Here is a 16989-nt window from a genome sequence, read left to right on the forward strand (position 1 = left end):
GGACACGTGCGCCCGGTCACAGCGACCGTGCCGGTGTGAGACGGGTCCGGCAAACATGGCACCCTTAGACCTGCGTAAGACGGACAACGGACACAGGTTCGAGGAGCGGACACAGTGCAGCGCTGGCGTGGCTTGGAGGACATCCCCGAGGGCTGGGGGCGCAGCGTCGTCACCATCGGGTCCTACGACGGTGTGCACCGCGGTCACCAGCTGATCATCCGGCATGCCGTGGACCGCGCCCGTGAGCTGGGCATCCCGGCAGTCGTCGTGACCTTCGACCCGCACCCCAGCGAGGTCGTCCGCCCCGGCAGCCATCCGCCGCTGCTCGCCCCGCACCACACCCGCGCGGAGCTGATGGCGGAGCTGGGCGTGGACGCGGTCCTGATCCTGCCCTTCACCACCGAGTTCTCCAAGCTGTCGGCTGCCGACTTCGTGGTGAAGGTCCTGGTCGACAAGCTGCACGCCAAGGCGGTCGTCGAGGGCCCCAACTTCCGCTTCGGCCACAAGGCCGCGGGCAACGTCGAGTTCCTCGTCGAGCAGGGCAAGGTGTACGACTTCGAGGTCGAGGTCGTCGACCTGTTCGTGCGCGGGGAGGCGGGCGGCGGCGAGCCGTTCTCCTCGACCCTGACCCGGCGCCTGGTCGCCGAGGGCGACATGGCCGGCGCCCGCGAGATCCTGGGCCGCCCGCACCGGGTCGAGGGCGTGGTCGTGCGCGGCGCCCAGCGCGGCCGCGAGCTGGGCTTCCCCACCGCCAACGTGGAGACCCTCCCGCACACCGCGATCCCCGCCGACGGCGTCTACGCCGGCTACCTGCACGCGCAGGGCGAGGTGATGCCGGCCGCGATCTCCGTCGGCACCAACCCGCAGTTCGACGGCACCGAGCGCACGGTGGAGGCGTACGCCATCGACCGCCTGGGCCTCGACCTGTACGGCCTGCACGTCGCCGTCGACTTCCTGGCCTACGTCCGCGGCCAGGCCAAGTTCGACTCCCTCGACGCCCTGCTCGAGCAGATGGCCGAGGACGTCAAGCGCTGCCGGGAACTGGTGGCGGCCGAGAACGCCTGACCAGGCGGCGAGTTCAGCAGAGGCGTGACGCCGAAGGGCGGCCGGTGCGGCGAGGCACCGACCGCCCTTCGGCGTTCCGGCTACTGCTCCGGGGGCTGCGGCGGCTGCGGGGGCTGCTGCGGGTAGCCGTATCCCGGCTGCTGCGGGTAGGGCTGGGCGCCGGGCTGCGGCTGGCCGTACGGCTGCTGCTGCGGGTACGGCTGCTGTTGCTGGGGGTACGGCTGCGGGGGATAGGGCTGCCCGGGCGGCGCGTACGGCTGCGCCTGCGGCTGACCAGGCGCGTACGGCTGCTGGCCGGGCAGGGGCTGGCCGGGCATCGGCGGGGCGGCCACCGGCGGCGGGTTGCCGTCGTTGGTCCACAGGCCGTGCATCTGCTGGTGCCGGACGAAGTCCTCGGCGACCATCGCCGCGAGGTTGAAGTACGCCTCCCGCACCTTCGGCCGCATCATGTCGAGGTCGACCTCGGCACCGGCGGACAGGTGCTCGTCGAAGGGGACGACCACGACGCCCCGGCAGCGTGTCTCGAAGTGCGACACGATGTCCTCGACCTTGATCATCTTGCCGGTCTCGCGGACCCCCGAGATCACGGTGATGGACCGCGACACCAGGTCGGCGTAGCCGTGCGCGGACAGCCAGTCCAGCGTGGTGCTCGCACTGCTCGCCCCGTCCACCGACGGCGTCGAGATGATGATCAGCTGGTCGGCGAGGTCGAGCACCCCGCGCATGGCGCTGTACAGCAGACCGGTGCCGGAGTCGGTGAGGATGACCGGGTACTGCTTGCCCAGCACGTCGATCGCGCGCCGGTAGTCCTCGTCGTTGAACGTGGTCGAGACGGCCGGGTCGACGTCGTTGGCGATGATCTCCAGGCCGGACGGGGCCTGCGAGGTGAACCGCCGGATGTCCATGTAGGAGTTGAGGTACGGGATCGCCTGGACCAGGTCGCGGATGGTGGCCCCGGTCTCGCGGCGCACGCGGCGGCCGAGGGTGCCGGCGTCCGGGTTGGCGTCGATCGCGAGGATCTTGTCCTGGCGCTCGGTGGCGAGCGTGGAGCCGAGCGCGGTGGTCGTGGTGGTCTTGCCGACCCCGCCCTTGAGGCTGATCACCGCTATCCGGTAGCAGGAGAGCACCGGCGTGCGGATCAGTTCCAGCTTGCGCTGCCGCTCGGCCTCCTCCTTCTTCCCGCCGATCTTGAACCGGGAGGACGCGGCGGCGGGCCGGCCGCTCTTCGCCTTCTGCTTCTTGTTGTTGAGCAGCCGGTCGGAGGACAGCTCCACGGCGGCGGTGTAACCCAGCGGCGCGGCACCGGGGTTGGTCATCTGCCGCTGGTCGTGCTGCATGGGCTGCGGCCAGGCGGCCCCGGCCCGGGGGTCGACGGGCGGCTGGGGCGGCACGGCCTGCGGGTCGGCCGCCTGCGGGTTCTGCGGCGCCTGCTGCGGTGCTGCCTGTGCGGCGCGGGGGTCCTGCGGGGCGGCCTGCGGCTGGGGAGGCCGGCCCGGCTGCGGGAACCCGTAACCGCCGGGCTGGACCTGGGCCTGCGGCTGTCCGGGCTGCGGGAAGCCGTAGCCGCCCGGGGCCTGCGGGGGCGGGAGGGGAGCGCCCGGCTGCGGGAAGCCGTAGCCGCCCTGCGCGTCGGGCGCGGCGGGCTGCGGGGCGTGCGGCTGGGGCTGTCCGGGCTGCGGAGGCGCCGGCTGGTTCCAGGCGGCGGGGGCGGGCTGGGGTGCCTGGGGCTGGAACGGCTGCGGACCCTGCGCGGCGGCGGGCTGGGGCTGTGGCTGACCGGGCGCGGGTTCCGGTGCCGCCGGCTGGACCGGCCACTGGGCGGCGGCCGCGGGCGCCGCGGGCTGGTACGAGGGCGGCAGCGGCGGAACCACCGCCGGAGGTGTCGGCGGGGGAGCCCAGCCGGTGGGCACGAGGTCCTCGGGGGCCGGGGGCGCGTCCTGCGGCGGGGCCGGGGGCGCGGGGACGGCGGGGGGCTCGACGGGGGCGACGGCGGCTACGGCCTCGTCGGTCGCGGAGGGCGTCCCGGCGTCGTTGTCGTTGTCGTCGTCCTGGGCGTCCACGACGACCGCGTCCCGGGGCTCGTCCTCGTCCGTGTCGTCCGCGGGAACGGTCTCCCGCACCGCCTCCTCCGCCTCGACCGCACCGTCGGCATCGGCATCGGCATCGGCATCGACTTCGGCACTGGCACCGGCATCGTTCTCGGCGCCCGTGCCCTCGAACTCGTCGCTCGGGGATACGTCCTCGGCCGTTTCCTCGCCGGTGTCCACGGAGTCCTCGGCGTCGGCCTCCTCACTCACCGGAAGCGAGACGGCCGCGGCCTCGGGTTCGGCCTCCTCTTCCAGCTCGTCGGCGGCGACGGGCCCGGCGGCCTCGGCCGTCTCGCGCTTCAGCGCGACGGGGGAGAACCGCATCGTCGAACCGCTCTCCAGGTCACCGCTGCCCTCTTCGGGCTCCGGCTCCTGCTTCTCGGCGGCGGGCTGCGGCTCGAAACCGACCGGCAACTGCGGTACGGCGGCCGGACCGCCGACGGGCGGCGCGGCCGGAGCAGGGGCCGGAGCCGGGGCCTGGGCCTGGGCCGGAATGAACGGTGCCTTGGGAGGCGCGGCCGGCGCCCCGGCGCCCGCGCTCGGCGCCGGGGGTGTGAACGGCGCACCCGGCGTGGCGGCGGGCGGAGGCGTGAACGGAGCCCCCGGCGTCGCCACGGGCGCGGGAGTGAACGGCGTGCCGGGAGTTGACGCGGGCGGCGCGGTGAAAGGCGCACCCGGCGTCGAAGCGGGCGGCGGAGTGCCCGGCGTACCCGGCGCCGAGGCGGTCGGCACCGAAGCCGCCGGAGGCGTGAAGGGAGCCCCGGGCGTCGTGGTGGCCGGCGGCGGGAACGGCGCACCCGGTGTCGAAGCGGGCGGCGGCGTGAACGGTGCTCCGGGAGCCGACGTCGGCGGGGGCGTGAACGGTGCTCCGGGAGCCGACGTCGGCGGGGGCGTGAACGGCGCGCCCGGAGCGGACGTCGGCGCAGACGGCGACGGCGGGGTGAAGGGCGCCCCGGGACCCGGCCGCCCGCCGCCCTGCTGGGCGTGCGGAGGAGGGGTCAGCCCGGGGATCGGCGCCCCCGGCGGGAACGGCGAACGAGGCTGAGCGGCACGCGCCGTACCAGCACCGGCGGCCGCCCCACCCGGCCCCGGACCGGCGCCCGGCCCGCTCTCGGCGTCGGACGCCCCCGCGGGTCCCGAGCCGCCCGGTGCGCCCGTCGCCGGCGCGGAACCGTCGGCCGCGTTCTGCGTGTACCAGGCGGGCGGCGCGTAGTCGATCGTGAACTCGCCCGTCATCTCGTTGAGGGACTCCGCGTCGGGCTGGTCATCGCCGGGTGTGGCCCAGCCCCCGCGGATCCCGTCCCGATCGCTGCTCACAGTTCCTCCTGGTGTGGTCGAGCACCCTCATGCCGTGCCGGCGCGACGACCATGTCGTGTCGTTCTCAGCATCCGTATTCGTGTGAGGTAGTCCGATCCACCGGCTCTCCCCCTCGGGACACCGGCGCCGTATTCACGTTCCGGACGTCGTGCCCCCCTCCCAGCCTAATCACCGTGAGCCGCACCTCGGCAGGCCCGTCCGCCTCTCGTCGGAGGTCCGCCTGGTCACACCCTGCCCGGAAGTGGTGTGCGGAGCCTTCGTATTGCCGAACAGGTGATGAACAAAACGGGCAAGTACCGTCAGTCCGGATACCAGTTGGCGTCCGCCTTCCCGCCCCTCCATGTCGTGGGCGGACGAACTCACCGGCGGGCGCGGGAACTCGAAGGGGCGGCACGCGTGCGTGCCGCCCCTTGATGCCGCGCCCGACTACTGGGCGGCCAGCCCGCCGTTGCGCTCGTTCGGCTCCAGGTCGAACTCCCCGTCCCGTGCGCCCAGCACGAACGCCCGCCACTCCGCCTCCGTGTACCGCAGCACGGTGCCGTGGTCGAGCGAGGACCGCATGGCCACCGCGCCCTCGGGCAGGTAGGCGATCTCGACCCGCTCCTCGTCCTGCTCGGTACCGGGCGCGCAGTGCCACTCGACGCCCGAGATGTCGAGCGCGTAGAGCTCGTCCCGTTCCCGCTCCTTGCGCGCCTTCATCTCCTCAGCCGTCTCGCTCATCCCGCAGCGACCCCTTCCCGTCGTACCCAGACGGTGACCGTCATGCCTGGGCTGTGACCGTCACACTACTGGCGGTCGCACCGGCCTCGTACTTCCTTGTACTTCCTTCCGGATCCCGGGGACGGAGCCCCCTACCGGCACTGGTACCCTGGACGACGGCCGTTTGTGTACGCACCCCCGGAGTCCCCGCGGACCCTGGAGGCAGCGCCCAGCGGATCCCCGCCTCCCGAGTAACGGAAGCTCCCCCGAGACAAAGACCGGGGGCACTCGGTGGCCATCCAGACTACGAGGAGTACGAGTGTCGCTCGACGCCGCAGTGAAGAAGCAGATCATCTCCGAGTTCGGTACCAAGGAGGGTGACACCGGCTCCCCCGAGGTCCAGGTCGCTCTGCTGTCCCGCCGGATCTCCGACCTGACGGAGCACCTCAAGACCCACAAGCACGACCACCACTCCCGTCGTGGTCTGCTGATCCTGGTCGGTCAGCGCCGTCGCCTCCTGCAGTACCTGGCGAAGAAGGACATCCAGCGCTTCCGTGCGCTGGTCGACCGCCTGGGCATCCGCCGCGGTGCGGCGGGCGCCAAGTAGGACGCCGTGAAGGGAGCGGTTCCCGGAGAGACACCCCGGGGCCGCTCCCTTTGCCGTACGTGCGGAAACGTGCGGAGTGTCACTCACGCTTTGTAGTGTGGTAGCACAACGCAATACGCACGACACAGCACGACGCACGGCACAGCACGACAGCTGACACAGCAGGACACGAAGAAGGAGAAGCGCACCCAAGCCGCCGCCGGTCCTCGGTAGTGGCCCCCGGGGGGAAGCGAGCCCCGGGTGCTTCGATCGAAGACCGGCCCGCACAGCACGGCGCGCTTCTCCGCAACCGTCCCCCCGCCACACGGGCGGATCGGGACAAAAGACGTAACGCAGACGAAAGTAACGGAGAAAACGCTAGTGGAGAACGAGACCCACTACGCCGAGGCCGTCATCGACAACGGCGCCTTCGGCACCCGCACCATCCGCTTCGAGACGGGCCGCCTGGCCAAGCAGGCCGCCGGCTCCGCCGTGGCGTACCTGGACGACGACACCATGGTGCTGTCGGCCACCACCGCCTCCAAGAACCCCAAGGACCAGCTCGACTTCTTCCCCCTCACGGTGGACGTCGAGGAGCGGATGTACGCCGCCGGCAAGATCCCGGGTTCCTTCTTCCGCCGTGAGGGCCGGCCGAGCGAGGACGCGATCCTCACCTGCCGTCTGATCGACCGCCCGCTGCGCCCGTCCTTCAAGAAGGGCCTGCGCAACGAGATCCAGGTCGTCGCCACCATCATGGCGCTCAACCCCGACCACCTGTACGACGTCGTCGCGATCAACGCCGCGTCCGCGTCCACCCAGCTGGCCGGCCTGCCCTTCTCCGGCCCGATCGGCGGCGTCCGCGTCGCGCTGATCAACGGCCAGTGGGTCGCGTTCCCGACGCACACCGAGCTCGAGGACGCCGTCTTCGACATGGTCGTCGCCGGCCGCGTCCTGGAGGACGGCGACGTCGCGATCATGATGGTCGAGGCCGAGGCCACCGAGAAGACCATCCAGCTGGTCAAGGGCGGCGCCGAGGCGCCGACCGAGGAGGTCGTCGCCGCCGGTCTGGAGGCCGCGAAGCCCTTCATCAAGGTCCTGTGCAAGGCGCAGGCCGACCTCGCCGCCAAGGCCGCCAAGCCGACCGGCGAGTTCCCGATCTTCCTCGACTACCAGGACGACGTCCTGGAGGCGCTGTCCGCCGCCGTCCGCCCGGAGCTCGCCTCCGCGCTGACCATCGCGGGCAAGCAGGAGCGCGAGGCCGAGCTGGACCGCGTCAAGGGTCTCGCCGCCGAGAAGCTGCTCCCGGAGTTCGAGGGCCGCGAGAAGGAGATCTCCGCCGCGTACCGCTCGCTCACCAAGCAGCTGGTCCGCGAGCGCGTGATCAAGGAGAAGAAGCGCATCGACGGCCGCGGCGTCACGGACATCCGTACGCTCGCCGCCGAGGTCGAGGCCATCCCGCGGGTGCACGGCTCCGCGGTGTTCGAGCGTGGCGAGACCCAGATCCTGGGCGTCACCACCCTCAACATGCTCCGGATGGAGCAGCAGCTGGACACCCTCTCCCCGGTGACCCGCAAGCGCTACATGCACAACTACAACTTCCCGCCGTACTCCACCGGCGAGACCGGCCGCGTCGGCTCCCCGAAGCGCCGCGAGATCGGCCACGGCGCCCTCGCGGAGCGCGCCCTCGTGCCGGTCCTGCCGACGCGCGAGGAGTTCCCCTACGCGATCCGTCAGGTCTCCGAGGCGCTGAGCTCCAACGGCTCGACGTCCATGGGTTCGGTCTGCGCCTCCACCATGTCGCTGCTGAACGCCGGTGTGCCGCTCAAGGCCCCCGTCGCCGGTATCGCCATGGGCCTGATCTCCCAGGACATCGACGGCGAGACGCACTACGTCACCCTCACCGACATCCTCGGTGCGGAGGACGCCTTCGGCGACATGGACTTCAAGGTCGCCGGCACCAAGGAGTTCGTGACCGCCCTCCAGCTCGACACCAAGCTCGACGGCATCCCGGCCTCCGTCCTGGCCGCCGCCCTCAAGCAGGCCCGGGACGCCCGCCTCCACATCCTCGACGTGATGATGGAAGCGATCGACAAGCCGGACGAGATGTCCCCGAACGCCCCGCGGATCATCACCGTCAAGATCCCCGTGGACAAGATCGGTGAGGTCATCGGCCCCAAGGGCAAGATGATCAACCAGATCCAGGAGGACACCGGCGCCGAGATCACCATCGAGGACGACGGCACCATCTACATCGGTGCCTCCGACGGCCCGGCCGCCGAGGCCGCCCGCGCCACCATCAACGGCATCGCCAATCCGACGATGCCCGAGGTCGGCGAGCGCTACCTGGGCACGGTCGTGAAGACGACGACGTTCGGCGCCTTCGTCTCGCTCCTCCCCGGCAAGGACGGTCTGCTGCACATCTCGCAGATCCGCAAGCTGGCCGGCGGCAAGCGGGTGGAGAACGTCGAGGACGTCCTCGGCGTGGGCCAGAAGGTCCAGGTCGAGATCGCCGAGATCGACTCCCGCGGCAAGCTCTCCCTCATCCCCGTGATCGAGGGCGAGGAAGAGGCCTCCTCCGAGGACGCAAAGGACGACACCGACAAGTGACGTCGAGCAGCTCTACGACGACGGCCCGCACCTCCTCGGAGGCGCGGGCCGTCGCCCGTACCCAAACCCTGATCAAGGGCGAGAACGGCATCGGCACGGTCCGCAAGACCACCCTCCCCGGCGGCCTGCGCATCGTCACCGAGACCCTGCCCTCGGTCCGCTCCGCGACCTTCGGCATCTGGGCCCACGTCGGTTCCCGCGACGAGACCCCCGCCCTGAACGGCGCCACCCACTACCTGGAGCACCTGCTCTTCAAGGGCACCACCCGGCGCAGCGCGCTGGACATCTCCTCCGCCATCGACGCGGTCGGCGGCGAGATGAACGCGTTCACGGCGAAGGAGTACACGTGCTACTACGCACGCGTGCTCGACACCGACCTGCCGCTCGCCATCGACGTCGTCTGCGACATGCTCACGGGCTCCCTGATCCTCGAGGACGACGTCAACGTCGAGCGCGGCGCGATCCTCGAAGAGATCGCGATGACCGAGGACGACCCGGGCGACTGCGTGCACGACCTGTTCGCGCACACCATGTTCGGCGACAACGCCCTCGGCCGCCCGGTCCTCGGCACGGTCGACACGGTCAACGCCCTGACCGCCGACCGCATCCGCCGCTTCTACAAGAAGCACTACGACCCCACCCACCTGGTGGTCGCCGCCGCGGGCAACATCGACCACAACAAGGTCGTACGACAGGTCCGCGCGGCCTTCGAGAAGTCCGGCGCCCTCAAGAGCTCCGACGCGCAGCCCATCGCCCCGCGCGACGGCAGCCGCACCATCCGCACCGCGGGCCGCGTCGAACTCCTCGGCCGCAAGACCGAGCAGGCGCACGTCGTCCTCGGCATGCCCGGCCTCGCCCGCACCGACGACCGCCGCTGGGCGCTCGGCGTGCTCAACACCGCCCTCGGCGGCGGCATGTCCTCCCGGCTCTTCCAGGAGGTCCGCGAGAAGCGCGGCCTGGCCTACAGCGTGTACTCGTACACCTCGGGCTTCGCCGACTGCGGCCTGTTCGGCGTCTACGCCGGCTGCCGGCCCTCGCAGGTGCACGACGTGCTCAAGATCTGCCGGGACGAACTCGACCAGGTCGCCGCACACGGCCTGCCGGACGAGGAGATAGGGCGTGCCATCGGCCAGCTCCAGGGCTCCACGGTCCTCGGCCTGGAGGACACCGGCGCGCTGATGAACCGTATCGGCAAGAGCGAACTGTGCTGGGGCGAGCAGATGTCCGTCGACGACATGCTGGCCCGGATAGCGGCCGTGACCCCGGACGAGGTCCGCTCGGTCGCCCGCGACATCCTGGGACAGCGCCCGTCGCTGTCGGTCATCGGCCCGCTCAAGGACAAACAGGCCGCACGCCTGCACGACGCCGTCGCCTGACACACCACCGGTAAGGAACGAAGACGAAGATGAGCAAGCTGCGCGTGGCGGTCCTCGGAGCCAAGGGGCGGATCGGCTCCGAGGCGGTCAGGGCGGTCGAGGCCGCCGAGGACCTGGAGCTGGTCGCCGCCCTCGGCCGGGGCGACAAGCTGGAGGCGCTGGAGGCATCCGGCGCCCAGGTCGCCGTAGAACTCACCACCCCCGCCTCGGTGATGGGCAACCTCGACTTCTGCGTGCGCCACGGTATCCACGCCGTCGTCGGCACCACGGGCTGGACCGACGAGCGCCTCGCGCAGCTGAAGGGCTGGCTCGCCCAGTCCCCGGAGACCGGCGTGCTCATCGCCCCGAACTTCTCCATCGGCGCCGTGCTGACGATGAAGTTCGCGCAGATCGCGGCGCCCTACTTCGAGTCCGTGGAGGTCGTCGAACTCCACCACCCGAACAAGGTGGACGCGCCGAGCGGCACGGCCACGCGCACGGCCCAGCTCATCGCCGAGGCCCGCCGCGGGGCCCGCACCGCACCGGCCCCGGACGCCACCGTGACCGCCCTGGACGGCGCGCGCGGCGCCGACGTCGAGGGCGTCCCGGTCCACTCCGTCCGTCTCCGCGGCCTCCTGGCCCACCAGGAGGTCCTGCTCGGCGCCGAGGGCGAGACCCTCACCATCCGGCACGACTCCCTCCACCACAGCAGCTTCATGCCGGGCATCCTGCTCGGCGCCCGCCGCGTGGTGACCACTCCAGGCCTGACCTTCGGCCTGGAGAACTTCCTGGACCTGAGCTGAACCGGCAGAACGACATGCGCGCGAAGCTCTCCTACGCCCTCACGGCCGCCGTCCTCCTCTTCTACTTCGTCCTGGTCGGCAGCCGGGGCGTGATGCTCATCCAGGCCGGCACGGTCCTCACCGTCACCTTCGGGGTGGCGGTGCTGATCCTGCCGGTCATCGGCCTGTGGTTCCTGTGGAAGAACACCCAGTTCGTCCGCCGGGCCAACGCCCTCGCCGCCGAGCTCGACGCCGAGGGCGGCCTGCCCGTGGACGAGCTGAAGCGCACGCCCGGCGGGCGCATCGACCGGGACTCCGCCGACGAGGTCTTCGCCAAGCGCAAGGCCGAGACCGAGGCCGCGCCCGACGACTGGCGCAGCTGGTTCCGCCTCGCCGTCGCCTACCACGACGCCCGCGACACCCCACGCGCCCGCAAGGCGATGCAGCGCGCCATCGCCCTGCACGAGGGCAGACGCACCCCGTAAGGGGCGCTGGGGGTGCCCCCGGCCGAAGGCTGGGGGAGGTACTGCGCGACCAGCCACAACGGCGCCGCAGACGAAAGACGGCACATCACGGCGCTTCCAGCGGAGCTACTCGCGGAGCTACCCGCGCCGGTACTCCGCCGCCCACGCCTCCACCACGTCCGCCGCCCGGTCGAAGGCCGACGTCCGGCCCACGAAGTCCATGCCGTGTGTGGTGATCAGCGGCTCGGTGTCCGCCGGGGCGCGGTCCTTGCGCACCAGCGTCAGCGCCTGCCCCTGCACGGTCCGCGGCAGGCCCAGCCAGCGCACCGGCTGCTGCGCCGTCCGCACCTCGACGACCCGCTTCCAGGGCACCGTCCGCGTGTGGAGCAGACCGACCTGGCGCACTCCGTGCGCGCTCACCCACACGCCCATACGCAGTATCCGCAGTGCGGCGGCGATGATCAGCAGAGCGATGCCGAGGACCGTCACGCCGGAGGACAGCGAGCCGGTCAGGGCCAGTGCGACCGCCGCGAACAGCACGAACGAGGCGAGCAGCAGCCACAGGGCGGCTCCGCCGACCCGCCACGGCCCGGGCCGGTAGGGGCGCCGCCAGCGGTTGCGGTCGTCGTAGGGCAGGGCGTCGTCGAGTGCCGCGTCGTAGGTGCGGTCGGCCGTCAGGAAGGGCAGGGGCACGGCTGGTCCTCACTCAATCCATGCATGGGCTGTGCCCGGTGAGGCTATCCGCCCCTGTTCCCGCCCACCACTCACGGGGGTCCGGAAGAGTCAGCGCCCCTGGGAGGCCTGGGACTGCTGAGTCCCCGAGCCGGACGGCGTGGACAGCGCCGGCATGCCGAGCACCAGCGAGCCCACCAGCCCGGCCACGATGGTGAGCCCGAGCAGCCAGCGCCCGGCTATCTGGCTCACGGGCAGCCGCTGCCGGGGCGGGGGTGTGACATTGCTGCGGAACCTGTCGGCTTCGGCGAGGAAGGCGAACGGGACCGGTTCGCGCCGACGGAACATGGGCGGTGCATCCCCTCTCGGGATCGAACGACTGTCTGTCATCCACACAGACGGGCGAGTGACCCGAAAGGTGCCCGGTTTCACCGAATTCACAGAAATTCGCCGGTGTATGTCGCGCCCCGGCACCGAACGCCCCGATGTCGGTACCGGGCCGTAGAGTGGGCGCCGCCCGAGAGAAGTGATGGAAGGACCCTCCGAGCCGTGACCGACACCCCCGCCGACGACCTCAAGCCCAGTTTCCGGAGCGATGTCACCGTCGACCTGGTCAAGCACAGCGCGGCCGACTCCGACGTGCTGTGGGCCGCACGCGTCTCCACCGCCGGCGAGCAGTCCCTGGACGAGCTGACGAAGGACCCGGAGCGCTCCAAGGGCCTCATCAACTACCTGATGCGGGACCGCCACGGCAGCCCCTTCGAGCACAACTCGATGACCTTCTTCATCAGCGCCCCGATCTTCGTCTTCCGCGAGTTCATGCGGCACCGGGTGGGCTGGTGCATCGCCGGGGACACGGAGATCACGCTGGAGAGCGAGGCCGGCCACCTGCGCCGGCACCCCATCGCCGAGCTGTACAAGCTCTGGCACCTGGGTGTCGAGGACCGTCTGCCGCACTCCGCCGGGGGCGTGACCTGGCACAGCCGGGCGGGCAAGTGGATGGCTCAGGTGCGGCGCGGCGACACCGACCACTACCTCGGCCTGTACGAGAACCGCGAGGCGGCCGAGTCCGCCGTCGCGGAGTTCCGGGAGCTGCACCCCAGCACCCGCATCCGCAAGCTCGAATCGGTCCGCCGCAACCACGTGCGCTGCTACGACGAGGAGACCCTGCTCGCCCAGCGCGCCAGGATCGTCGACGTGATCGAGTCGGGTGTGAAGCCGCTCGTCAAGATCACCACCGCCTCGGGCAAGACCCTCCGCTGCACGGTCGACCACGCCCTCTTCACTCCGGAGGGCTGGTGCAAGGCGGGAGATCTCAATGTGGGGGACGCCGTCCTGGTCTCCGGCACGGCGCAGCGCCCGTCGCAGGGGCTCGTCCCGCCCAGCCTGCGCCGCGGCATCGGCGTGTGGACCTCCATGCAGCGCGAGCGGCTGATCAAGGAGACCGATACCTGCCACCTCTGCGGTGCGGACTTCCCGCGGGACCGGCTCGCCCTGGACCACGTCGTCCCGGTGGCGGGTGACCTCCTCCAGGCCCTCGACGAGAAGAACCTTGCGCCGGCCTGCGAGCCGTGCCATGCGACCAAGAGCGCGGGGGAGCAGGCGCTGGCCCGGCGCGGCGGCGAGGTCGCCAAGGCGGTGCCCGACCAGGTCGTCGCCATCGAGGCCGACGGCGAGGAGATGACCTACGACCTCTCCGTGGAAGGCCCCTGGCACAACTTCCTCGCGAACGATTTCGTCGTCCACAACTCGTACAACGAGGAGTCCGGCCGCTACCGGGAACTGCAGCCGGTCTTCTACGTCCCCGGAGAGGACCGCAAGCTGGTGCAGCAGGGGCGTCCCGGCAAGTACGAGTTCGTGCCGGGCACAGAGGCCCAGCAGGAGATCGTGGAACGCTCGATGCAGGAGTCGTACATCCAGGCGTACGAGCGCTACCAGGAGATGCTCGCCGCCGGTGTCGCCCGCGAGGTGGCCCGCGCGGTTCTGCCCGTCGGCCTCTTCTCCTCCATGTACGCCACCTGTAACGCCCGCTCGCTGATGCACTTCCTCGGGCTGCGCACCCAGCACGAGCTGGCCAAGGTGCCGTCCTTCCCGCAGCGGGAGATCGAGATGGTCGGCGAGAAGATGGAGGCGGAGTGGGCCAGGCTCATGCCGCTCACCCACGCGGCCTTCAACGCCAACGGCCGGGTCGCGCCGTAGTACGGCCGGTGACACGGCCCGACGCTCGCGCTTCTTGTCGGACTCGGTACAGATGTACGGATCAGCCTCGCGAGGTGTCCGTATTGCGGCATTTAGAGAAGTTCATCTAGCCTGATCAAACGGACCCGGCACTGCTTGAACCCCCGAGCAGGCAGTGCCGGGCTCCTTATTTGTCCGGACTTTTCCCGTACCCCAAGGGCAGACCGCGCCGTGAGCACCGAGTAGCGTGTAACCCATGGCTCCGACCTCCACTCCGCAGACCCCCTTCGGGCGGGTCCTCACCGCCATGGTCACGCCCTTCACGGCGGACGGCGCACTCGACCTCGACGGCGCACAGCGGCTCGCCACCCACCTGGTGGACGCAGGCAACGACGGCCTGATCATCAACGGGACCACCGGCGAGTCCCCCACCACCAGTGACGCGGAGAAATCGGACCTGGTACGAGCCGTACTGGAGGCGGTCGGCGACCGTGCCCACGTCGTGGCCGGTGTCGGCACCAACGACACCCACCACAGCATCGAGCTGGCCCGCCAGGCCGAGCGTGACGGCGCGCACGGCCTGCTGGTCGTCACGCCGTACTACAACAAGCCCCCGCAGGAGGGCCTGTACCGGCACTTCACGGCCGTCGCCGACGCAGCCGGGCTGCCCGTCATGCTCTACGACATCCCCGGCCGCAGCGGCGTCCCGATCAGCACCGAGACGCTCGTCCGCCTCGCCGCGCACCCGAGGATCGTCGCCAACAAGGACGCCAAGGGCGACCTGGGCCGCGCGAGCTGGGCCATCGCGCAGTCCGGCCTCGCCTGGTACTCCGGCGACGACATGCTGAACCTGCCGCTGCTCTCCGTGGGGGCGGTCGGCTTCGTCTCGGTCGTCGGCCACGTGGTCACCCCCGACCTGCGTGCCCTCGTCGACGCCTACACCTCCGGTGACGTCGTCAAGGCTGCGGAGATCCACCAGAAGCTGCTCCCCGTGTACACCGGCATGTTCCGTACCCAGGGCGTCATGACCACCAAGGCCACCCTCGCCCTCCAGGGCCTGCCCGCGGGACCCCTGCGCGCCCCCATGGTCGAATGTTCGGCCGAGGAGATTGCCCAGCTCAAGATCGATCTTGCCGCCGGCGGGGTACAACTCTGACAACAGACTTCTGCGCGGCCGTCCGCGCAGCAACGCTTCACAACTGAATAAGCGGGACACCGGTGCCCGCACCCCACCAAGACAACGACAACTGCTTATGCACGAACGTCACGCACGCCACGTGCCCGACCGGTACGTGGCGTGCGTGGTGAGGAGAGTCTTTTGAGTCATCCGCATCCTGAACTCGGCCCGCCGCCTCAGCTCCCCGAAGGCGCCCTCCGCGTCACGCCGCTCGGCGGTCTCGGCGAGATCGGCCGAAACATGACCGTCTTCGAGTACGGCGGCCGCCTGCTGATCGTCGACTGCGGAGTGCTCTTCCCCGAGGAGGAGCAGCCCGGAATCGACCTGATCCTGCCGGACTTCTCGTCCATCCGGGACCGCCTCGACGACGTCGAGGGCATCGTCCTCACCCACGGCCACGAGGACCACATCGGTGGCGTCCCCTTCCTCCTCCGCGAGAAGCCGGACATCCCGCTGATCGGCTCCAAGCTGACCCTCGCCCTCATCGAGGCGAAGCTCCAGGAGCACCGCATCCGCCCGTACACCCTGGAAGTGGCGGAGGGCCAGCGCGAGCGCGTCGGCCCCTTCGACTGCGAGTTCGTCGCCGTCAACCACTCCATCCCGGACGCCCTCGCGGTCGCCATCCGTACCCCGGCCGGCATGGCCGTCCACACCGGCGACTTCAAGATGGACCAGCTCCCGCTGGACAACCGCCTCACCGATCTGCACGCGTTCGCACGACTGAGCGAGGAGGGGATCGACCTCCTCCTGGCCGACTCGACGAACGCCGAGGTCCCCGGTTTCGTCCCGCCCGAGCGCGACATCTCGAACGTGCTGCGCCAGGTCTTCGGCAGCGCCCGCAAGCGGATCATCGTGGCGAGCTTCGCCAGCCATGTCCATCGCATCCAGCAGATTCTGGACGCCGCCCACGAGTACGGCCGCCGGGTCGCCTTCGTCGGCCGCTCCATGGTCCGCAACATGGGTATCGCCAGGGACCTCGGCTACCTGAAGGTCCCGCCGGGCCTGGTCGTCGACGTCAAGACGCTCGACGACCTCCCCGACCACGAGGTGGTCCTGGTCTGCACGGGCTCCCAGGGCGAACCGATGGCCGCCCTGTCCCGGATGGCCAACCGCGACCACCAGATCCGCATCGTCGACGGCGACACGGTCATCCTGGCCTCGTCGCTCATCCCAGGAAACGAGAACGCGGTCTACCGCGTCATCAACGGCCTGACCCGCTGGGGCGCCAACGTCGTCCACAAGGGCAACGCCAAGGTGCACGTCTCCGGCCACGCCTCCGCCGGCGAGCTGCTGTACTTCTACAACATCTGCCGGCCGAAGAACCTGATGCCGGTCCACGGCGAATGGCGGCACCTGCGCGCCAACGCCGAGCTCGGCGCCCTCACCGGCGTCCCGCACGACCGCATCGTCATCGCCGAGGACGGCGTCGTCGTCGACCTCGTGGCGGGCAAGGCCAAGATCTCCGGCAAGGTCCAGGCGGGTTACGTGTACGTCGACGGCCTCTCGGTCGGCGACGTCGGCGAGCCGGCCCTCAAGGACCGCAAGATCCTCGGCGACGAAGGCATCATCTCGGTCTTCGTGGTCGTCGACTCGACCACCGGCAAGATCACGGGCGGACCCCATGTCCAGGCCCGCGGCTCCGGCATCGACGACTCGGCGTTCTCCGCCGTCATCCCGAAGATCTCGGAAGTCCTGGAACGCTCGGCCCAGGACGGCGTCGTGGAACCCCACCAGCTGCAGCAACTCATCCGCCGGACCCTCGGCAAGTGGGTCTCGGACACCTACCGGCGCAGGCCGATGATCCTCCCGGTGGTCGTGGAGGTCTGACGGCGCGTACAGCATCCGTACGGCCTGTCGTACGTATGAACCCGGAGCGGGGGGGGGGGGGGGGGGTGGGGGGGGGGCCCCCCCCCCCGGGCCCCGGGGGCCCCCCCCCCCCCCCCCCCCCCGCCAACCCCCCCCCCCCCCCCAACCCCCCCCCCCGGGGGAAAAACAAAAA

Annotated in this window: 12 protein-coding genes and 3 pseudogenes; 11 read left to right on the top strand and 4 right to left on the bottom strand. The window is 70.9% G+C overall.

From position 1 onward, the window contains the following. The first annotated feature begins 114 nt into the window (after positions 1 to 114). On the top strand, positions 115 to 1065 hold the full coding sequence (locus ACFY0K_RS39485) for a bifunctional riboflavin kinase/FAD synthetase (protein WP_382734550.1): 951 nt from the start codon (positions 115 to 117) through the stop codon (positions 1063 to 1065). A gap of 80 nt (positions 1066 to 1145) precedes the next feature. Here the strand turns inward: ACFY0K_RS39485 and ACFY0K_RS39490 are convergent, their stop codons facing one another. Further along, on the bottom strand, positions 1146 to 4469 hold the full coding sequence (locus ACFY0K_RS39490) for an SCO5717 family growth-regulating ATPase (RefSeq protein ID WP_390643901.1): 3324 nt from the start codon (positions 4467 to 4469) through the stop codon (positions 1146 to 1148). 427 nt (positions 4470 to 4896) lie between these two features. Continuing rightward, positions 4897 to 5190 (bottom strand): DUF397 domain-containing protein, encoded by a 294-nt coding sequence (locus ACFY0K_RS39495; RefSeq protein ID WP_181804473.1) that lies wholly within the window; start codon positions 5188 to 5190, stop codon positions 4897 to 4899. A 298-nt stretch (positions 5191 to 5488) separates the two neighbouring features. On the opposite strand from ACFY0K_RS39495, the gene rpsO reads away from it, so the two are divergent. The 5 genes from rpsO to ACFY0K_RS39520 all read left to right on the top strand — a co-directional run bounded on the left by rpsO (position 5489) and on the right by ACFY0K_RS39520 (position 10984). Further along, positions 5489 to 5776, top strand: a complete 288-nt coding sequence (gene rpsO, locus ACFY0K_RS39500) for a 30S ribosomal protein S15 (protein WP_004924725.1) — start codon at positions 5489 to 5491, stop codon at positions 5774 to 5776. A gap of 360 nt (positions 5777 to 6136) precedes the next feature. Then, positions 6137 to 8362, top strand: a complete 2226-nt coding sequence (locus tag ACFY0K_RS39505) for a polyribonucleotide nucleotidyltransferase (protein ID WP_351962691.1) — start codon at positions 6137 to 6139, stop codon at positions 8360 to 8362. After that, complete coding sequence (locus ACFY0K_RS39510; RefSeq protein WP_351962690.1) at positions 8359 to 9738, top strand: pitrilysin family protein; 1380 nt, start codon at positions 8359 to 8361, stop codon at positions 9736 to 9738. The genes ACFY0K_RS39505 and ACFY0K_RS39510 overlap by 4 nt, the downstream gene beginning before the upstream one ends. Before the next feature lie 29 nt (positions 9739 to 9767). Then, positions 9768 to 10520: a 4-hydroxy-tetrahydrodipicolinate reductase gene (gene dapB, locus ACFY0K_RS39515; RefSeq protein WP_390643902.1), complete on the top strand. Its 753-nt coding sequence runs from the start codon at positions 9768 to 9770 to the stop codon at positions 10518 to 10520. 14 nt (positions 10521 to 10534) lie between these two features. After that, complete coding sequence (locus tag ACFY0K_RS39520; RefSeq protein ID WP_390643903.1) at positions 10535 to 10984, top strand: hypothetical protein; 450 nt, start codon at positions 10535 to 10537, stop codon at positions 10982 to 10984. 117 nt (positions 10985 to 11101) lie between these two features. Here ACFY0K_RS39520 and ACFY0K_RS39525 read toward each other — a convergent pair whose 3' ends face one another. Continuing rightward, a complete protein-coding gene (locus ACFY0K_RS39525) occupies positions 11102 to 11656 on the bottom strand; it encodes a hypothetical protein (protein WP_390643904.1) in 555 nt (184 codons plus the stop codon). Positions 11657 to 11746: 90 nt separating this feature from the next. Beyond that, positions 11747 to 11983: a hypothetical protein gene (locus ACFY0K_RS39530; RefSeq protein ID WP_390643905.1), complete on the bottom strand. Its 237-nt coding sequence runs from the start codon at positions 11981 to 11983 to the stop codon at positions 11747 to 11749. Positions 11984 to 12184: 201 nt separating this feature from the next. On the opposite strand from ACFY0K_RS39530, the pseudogene ACFY0K_RS39535 reads away from it, so the two are divergent. The 5 genes and pseudogenes from ACFY0K_RS39535 to ACFY0K_RS39555 all read left to right on the top strand — a co-directional run. Continuing rightward, a pseudogene (locus ACFY0K_RS39535) lies at positions 12185 to 12475 on the top strand (FAD-dependent thymidylate synthase); the annotation flags it as partial. A 159-nt stretch (positions 12476 to 12634) separates the two neighbouring features. Continuing rightward, a pseudogene (locus ACFY0K_RS39540) lies at positions 12635 to 13381 on the top strand (HNH endonuclease); the annotation flags it as partial. Further along, a pseudogene (gene thyX / locus ACFY0K_RS39545) lies at positions 13382 to 13834 on the top strand (FAD-dependent thymidylate synthase); the annotation flags it as partial. It abuts the pseudogene before it with no gap. Between the two features lie 235 nt (positions 13835 to 14069). After that, on the top strand, positions 14070 to 14969 hold the full coding sequence (gene dapA, locus ACFY0K_RS39550; protein WP_390643906.1) for a 4-hydroxy-tetrahydrodipicolinate synthase: 900 nt from the start codon (positions 14070 to 14072) through the stop codon (positions 14967 to 14969). A 162-nt stretch (positions 14970 to 15131) separates the two neighbouring features. Beyond that, positions 15132 to 16817: a ribonuclease J gene (locus tag ACFY0K_RS39555; protein WP_351962684.1), complete on the top strand. Its 1686-nt coding sequence runs from the start codon at positions 15132 to 15134 to the stop codon at positions 16815 to 16817. Positions 16818 to 16989: the final 172 nt, after the last annotated feature.

The sequence above is a fragment of the Streptomyces sp. NPDC001507 genome, assembly GCF_042894765.1.
Classification (GTDB): domain Bacteria; phylum Actinomycetota; class Actinomycetes; order Streptomycetales; family Streptomycetaceae; genus Streptomyces.

Excerpts from the sequence above, each read along its gene's own strand:
- dapA (WP_390643906.1), top strand. The coding sequence starts at position 14,070 with ATGGCTCCGACCTCCACTCCGCAGACCCCCTTCGGGCGGGTCCTCACC.
- ACFY0K_RS39520 (WP_390643903.1), top strand. The coding sequence starts at position 10,535 with ATGCGCGCGAAGCTCTCCTACGCCCTCACGGCCGCCGTCCTCCTCTTC.
- ACFY0K_RS39495 (WP_181804473.1), bottom strand. The coding sequence starts at position 5,190 with ATGAGCGAGACGGCTGAGGAGATGAAGGCGCGCAAGGAGCGGGAACGG.
- dapB (WP_390643902.1), top strand. The coding sequence starts at position 9,768 with ATGAGCAAGCTGCGCGTGGCGGTCCTCGGAGCCAAGGGGCGGATCGGC.
- ACFY0K_RS39530 (WP_390643905.1), bottom strand. The coding sequence starts at position 11,983 with ATGTTCCGTCGGCGCGAACCGGTCCCGTTCGCCTTCCTCGCCGAAGCC.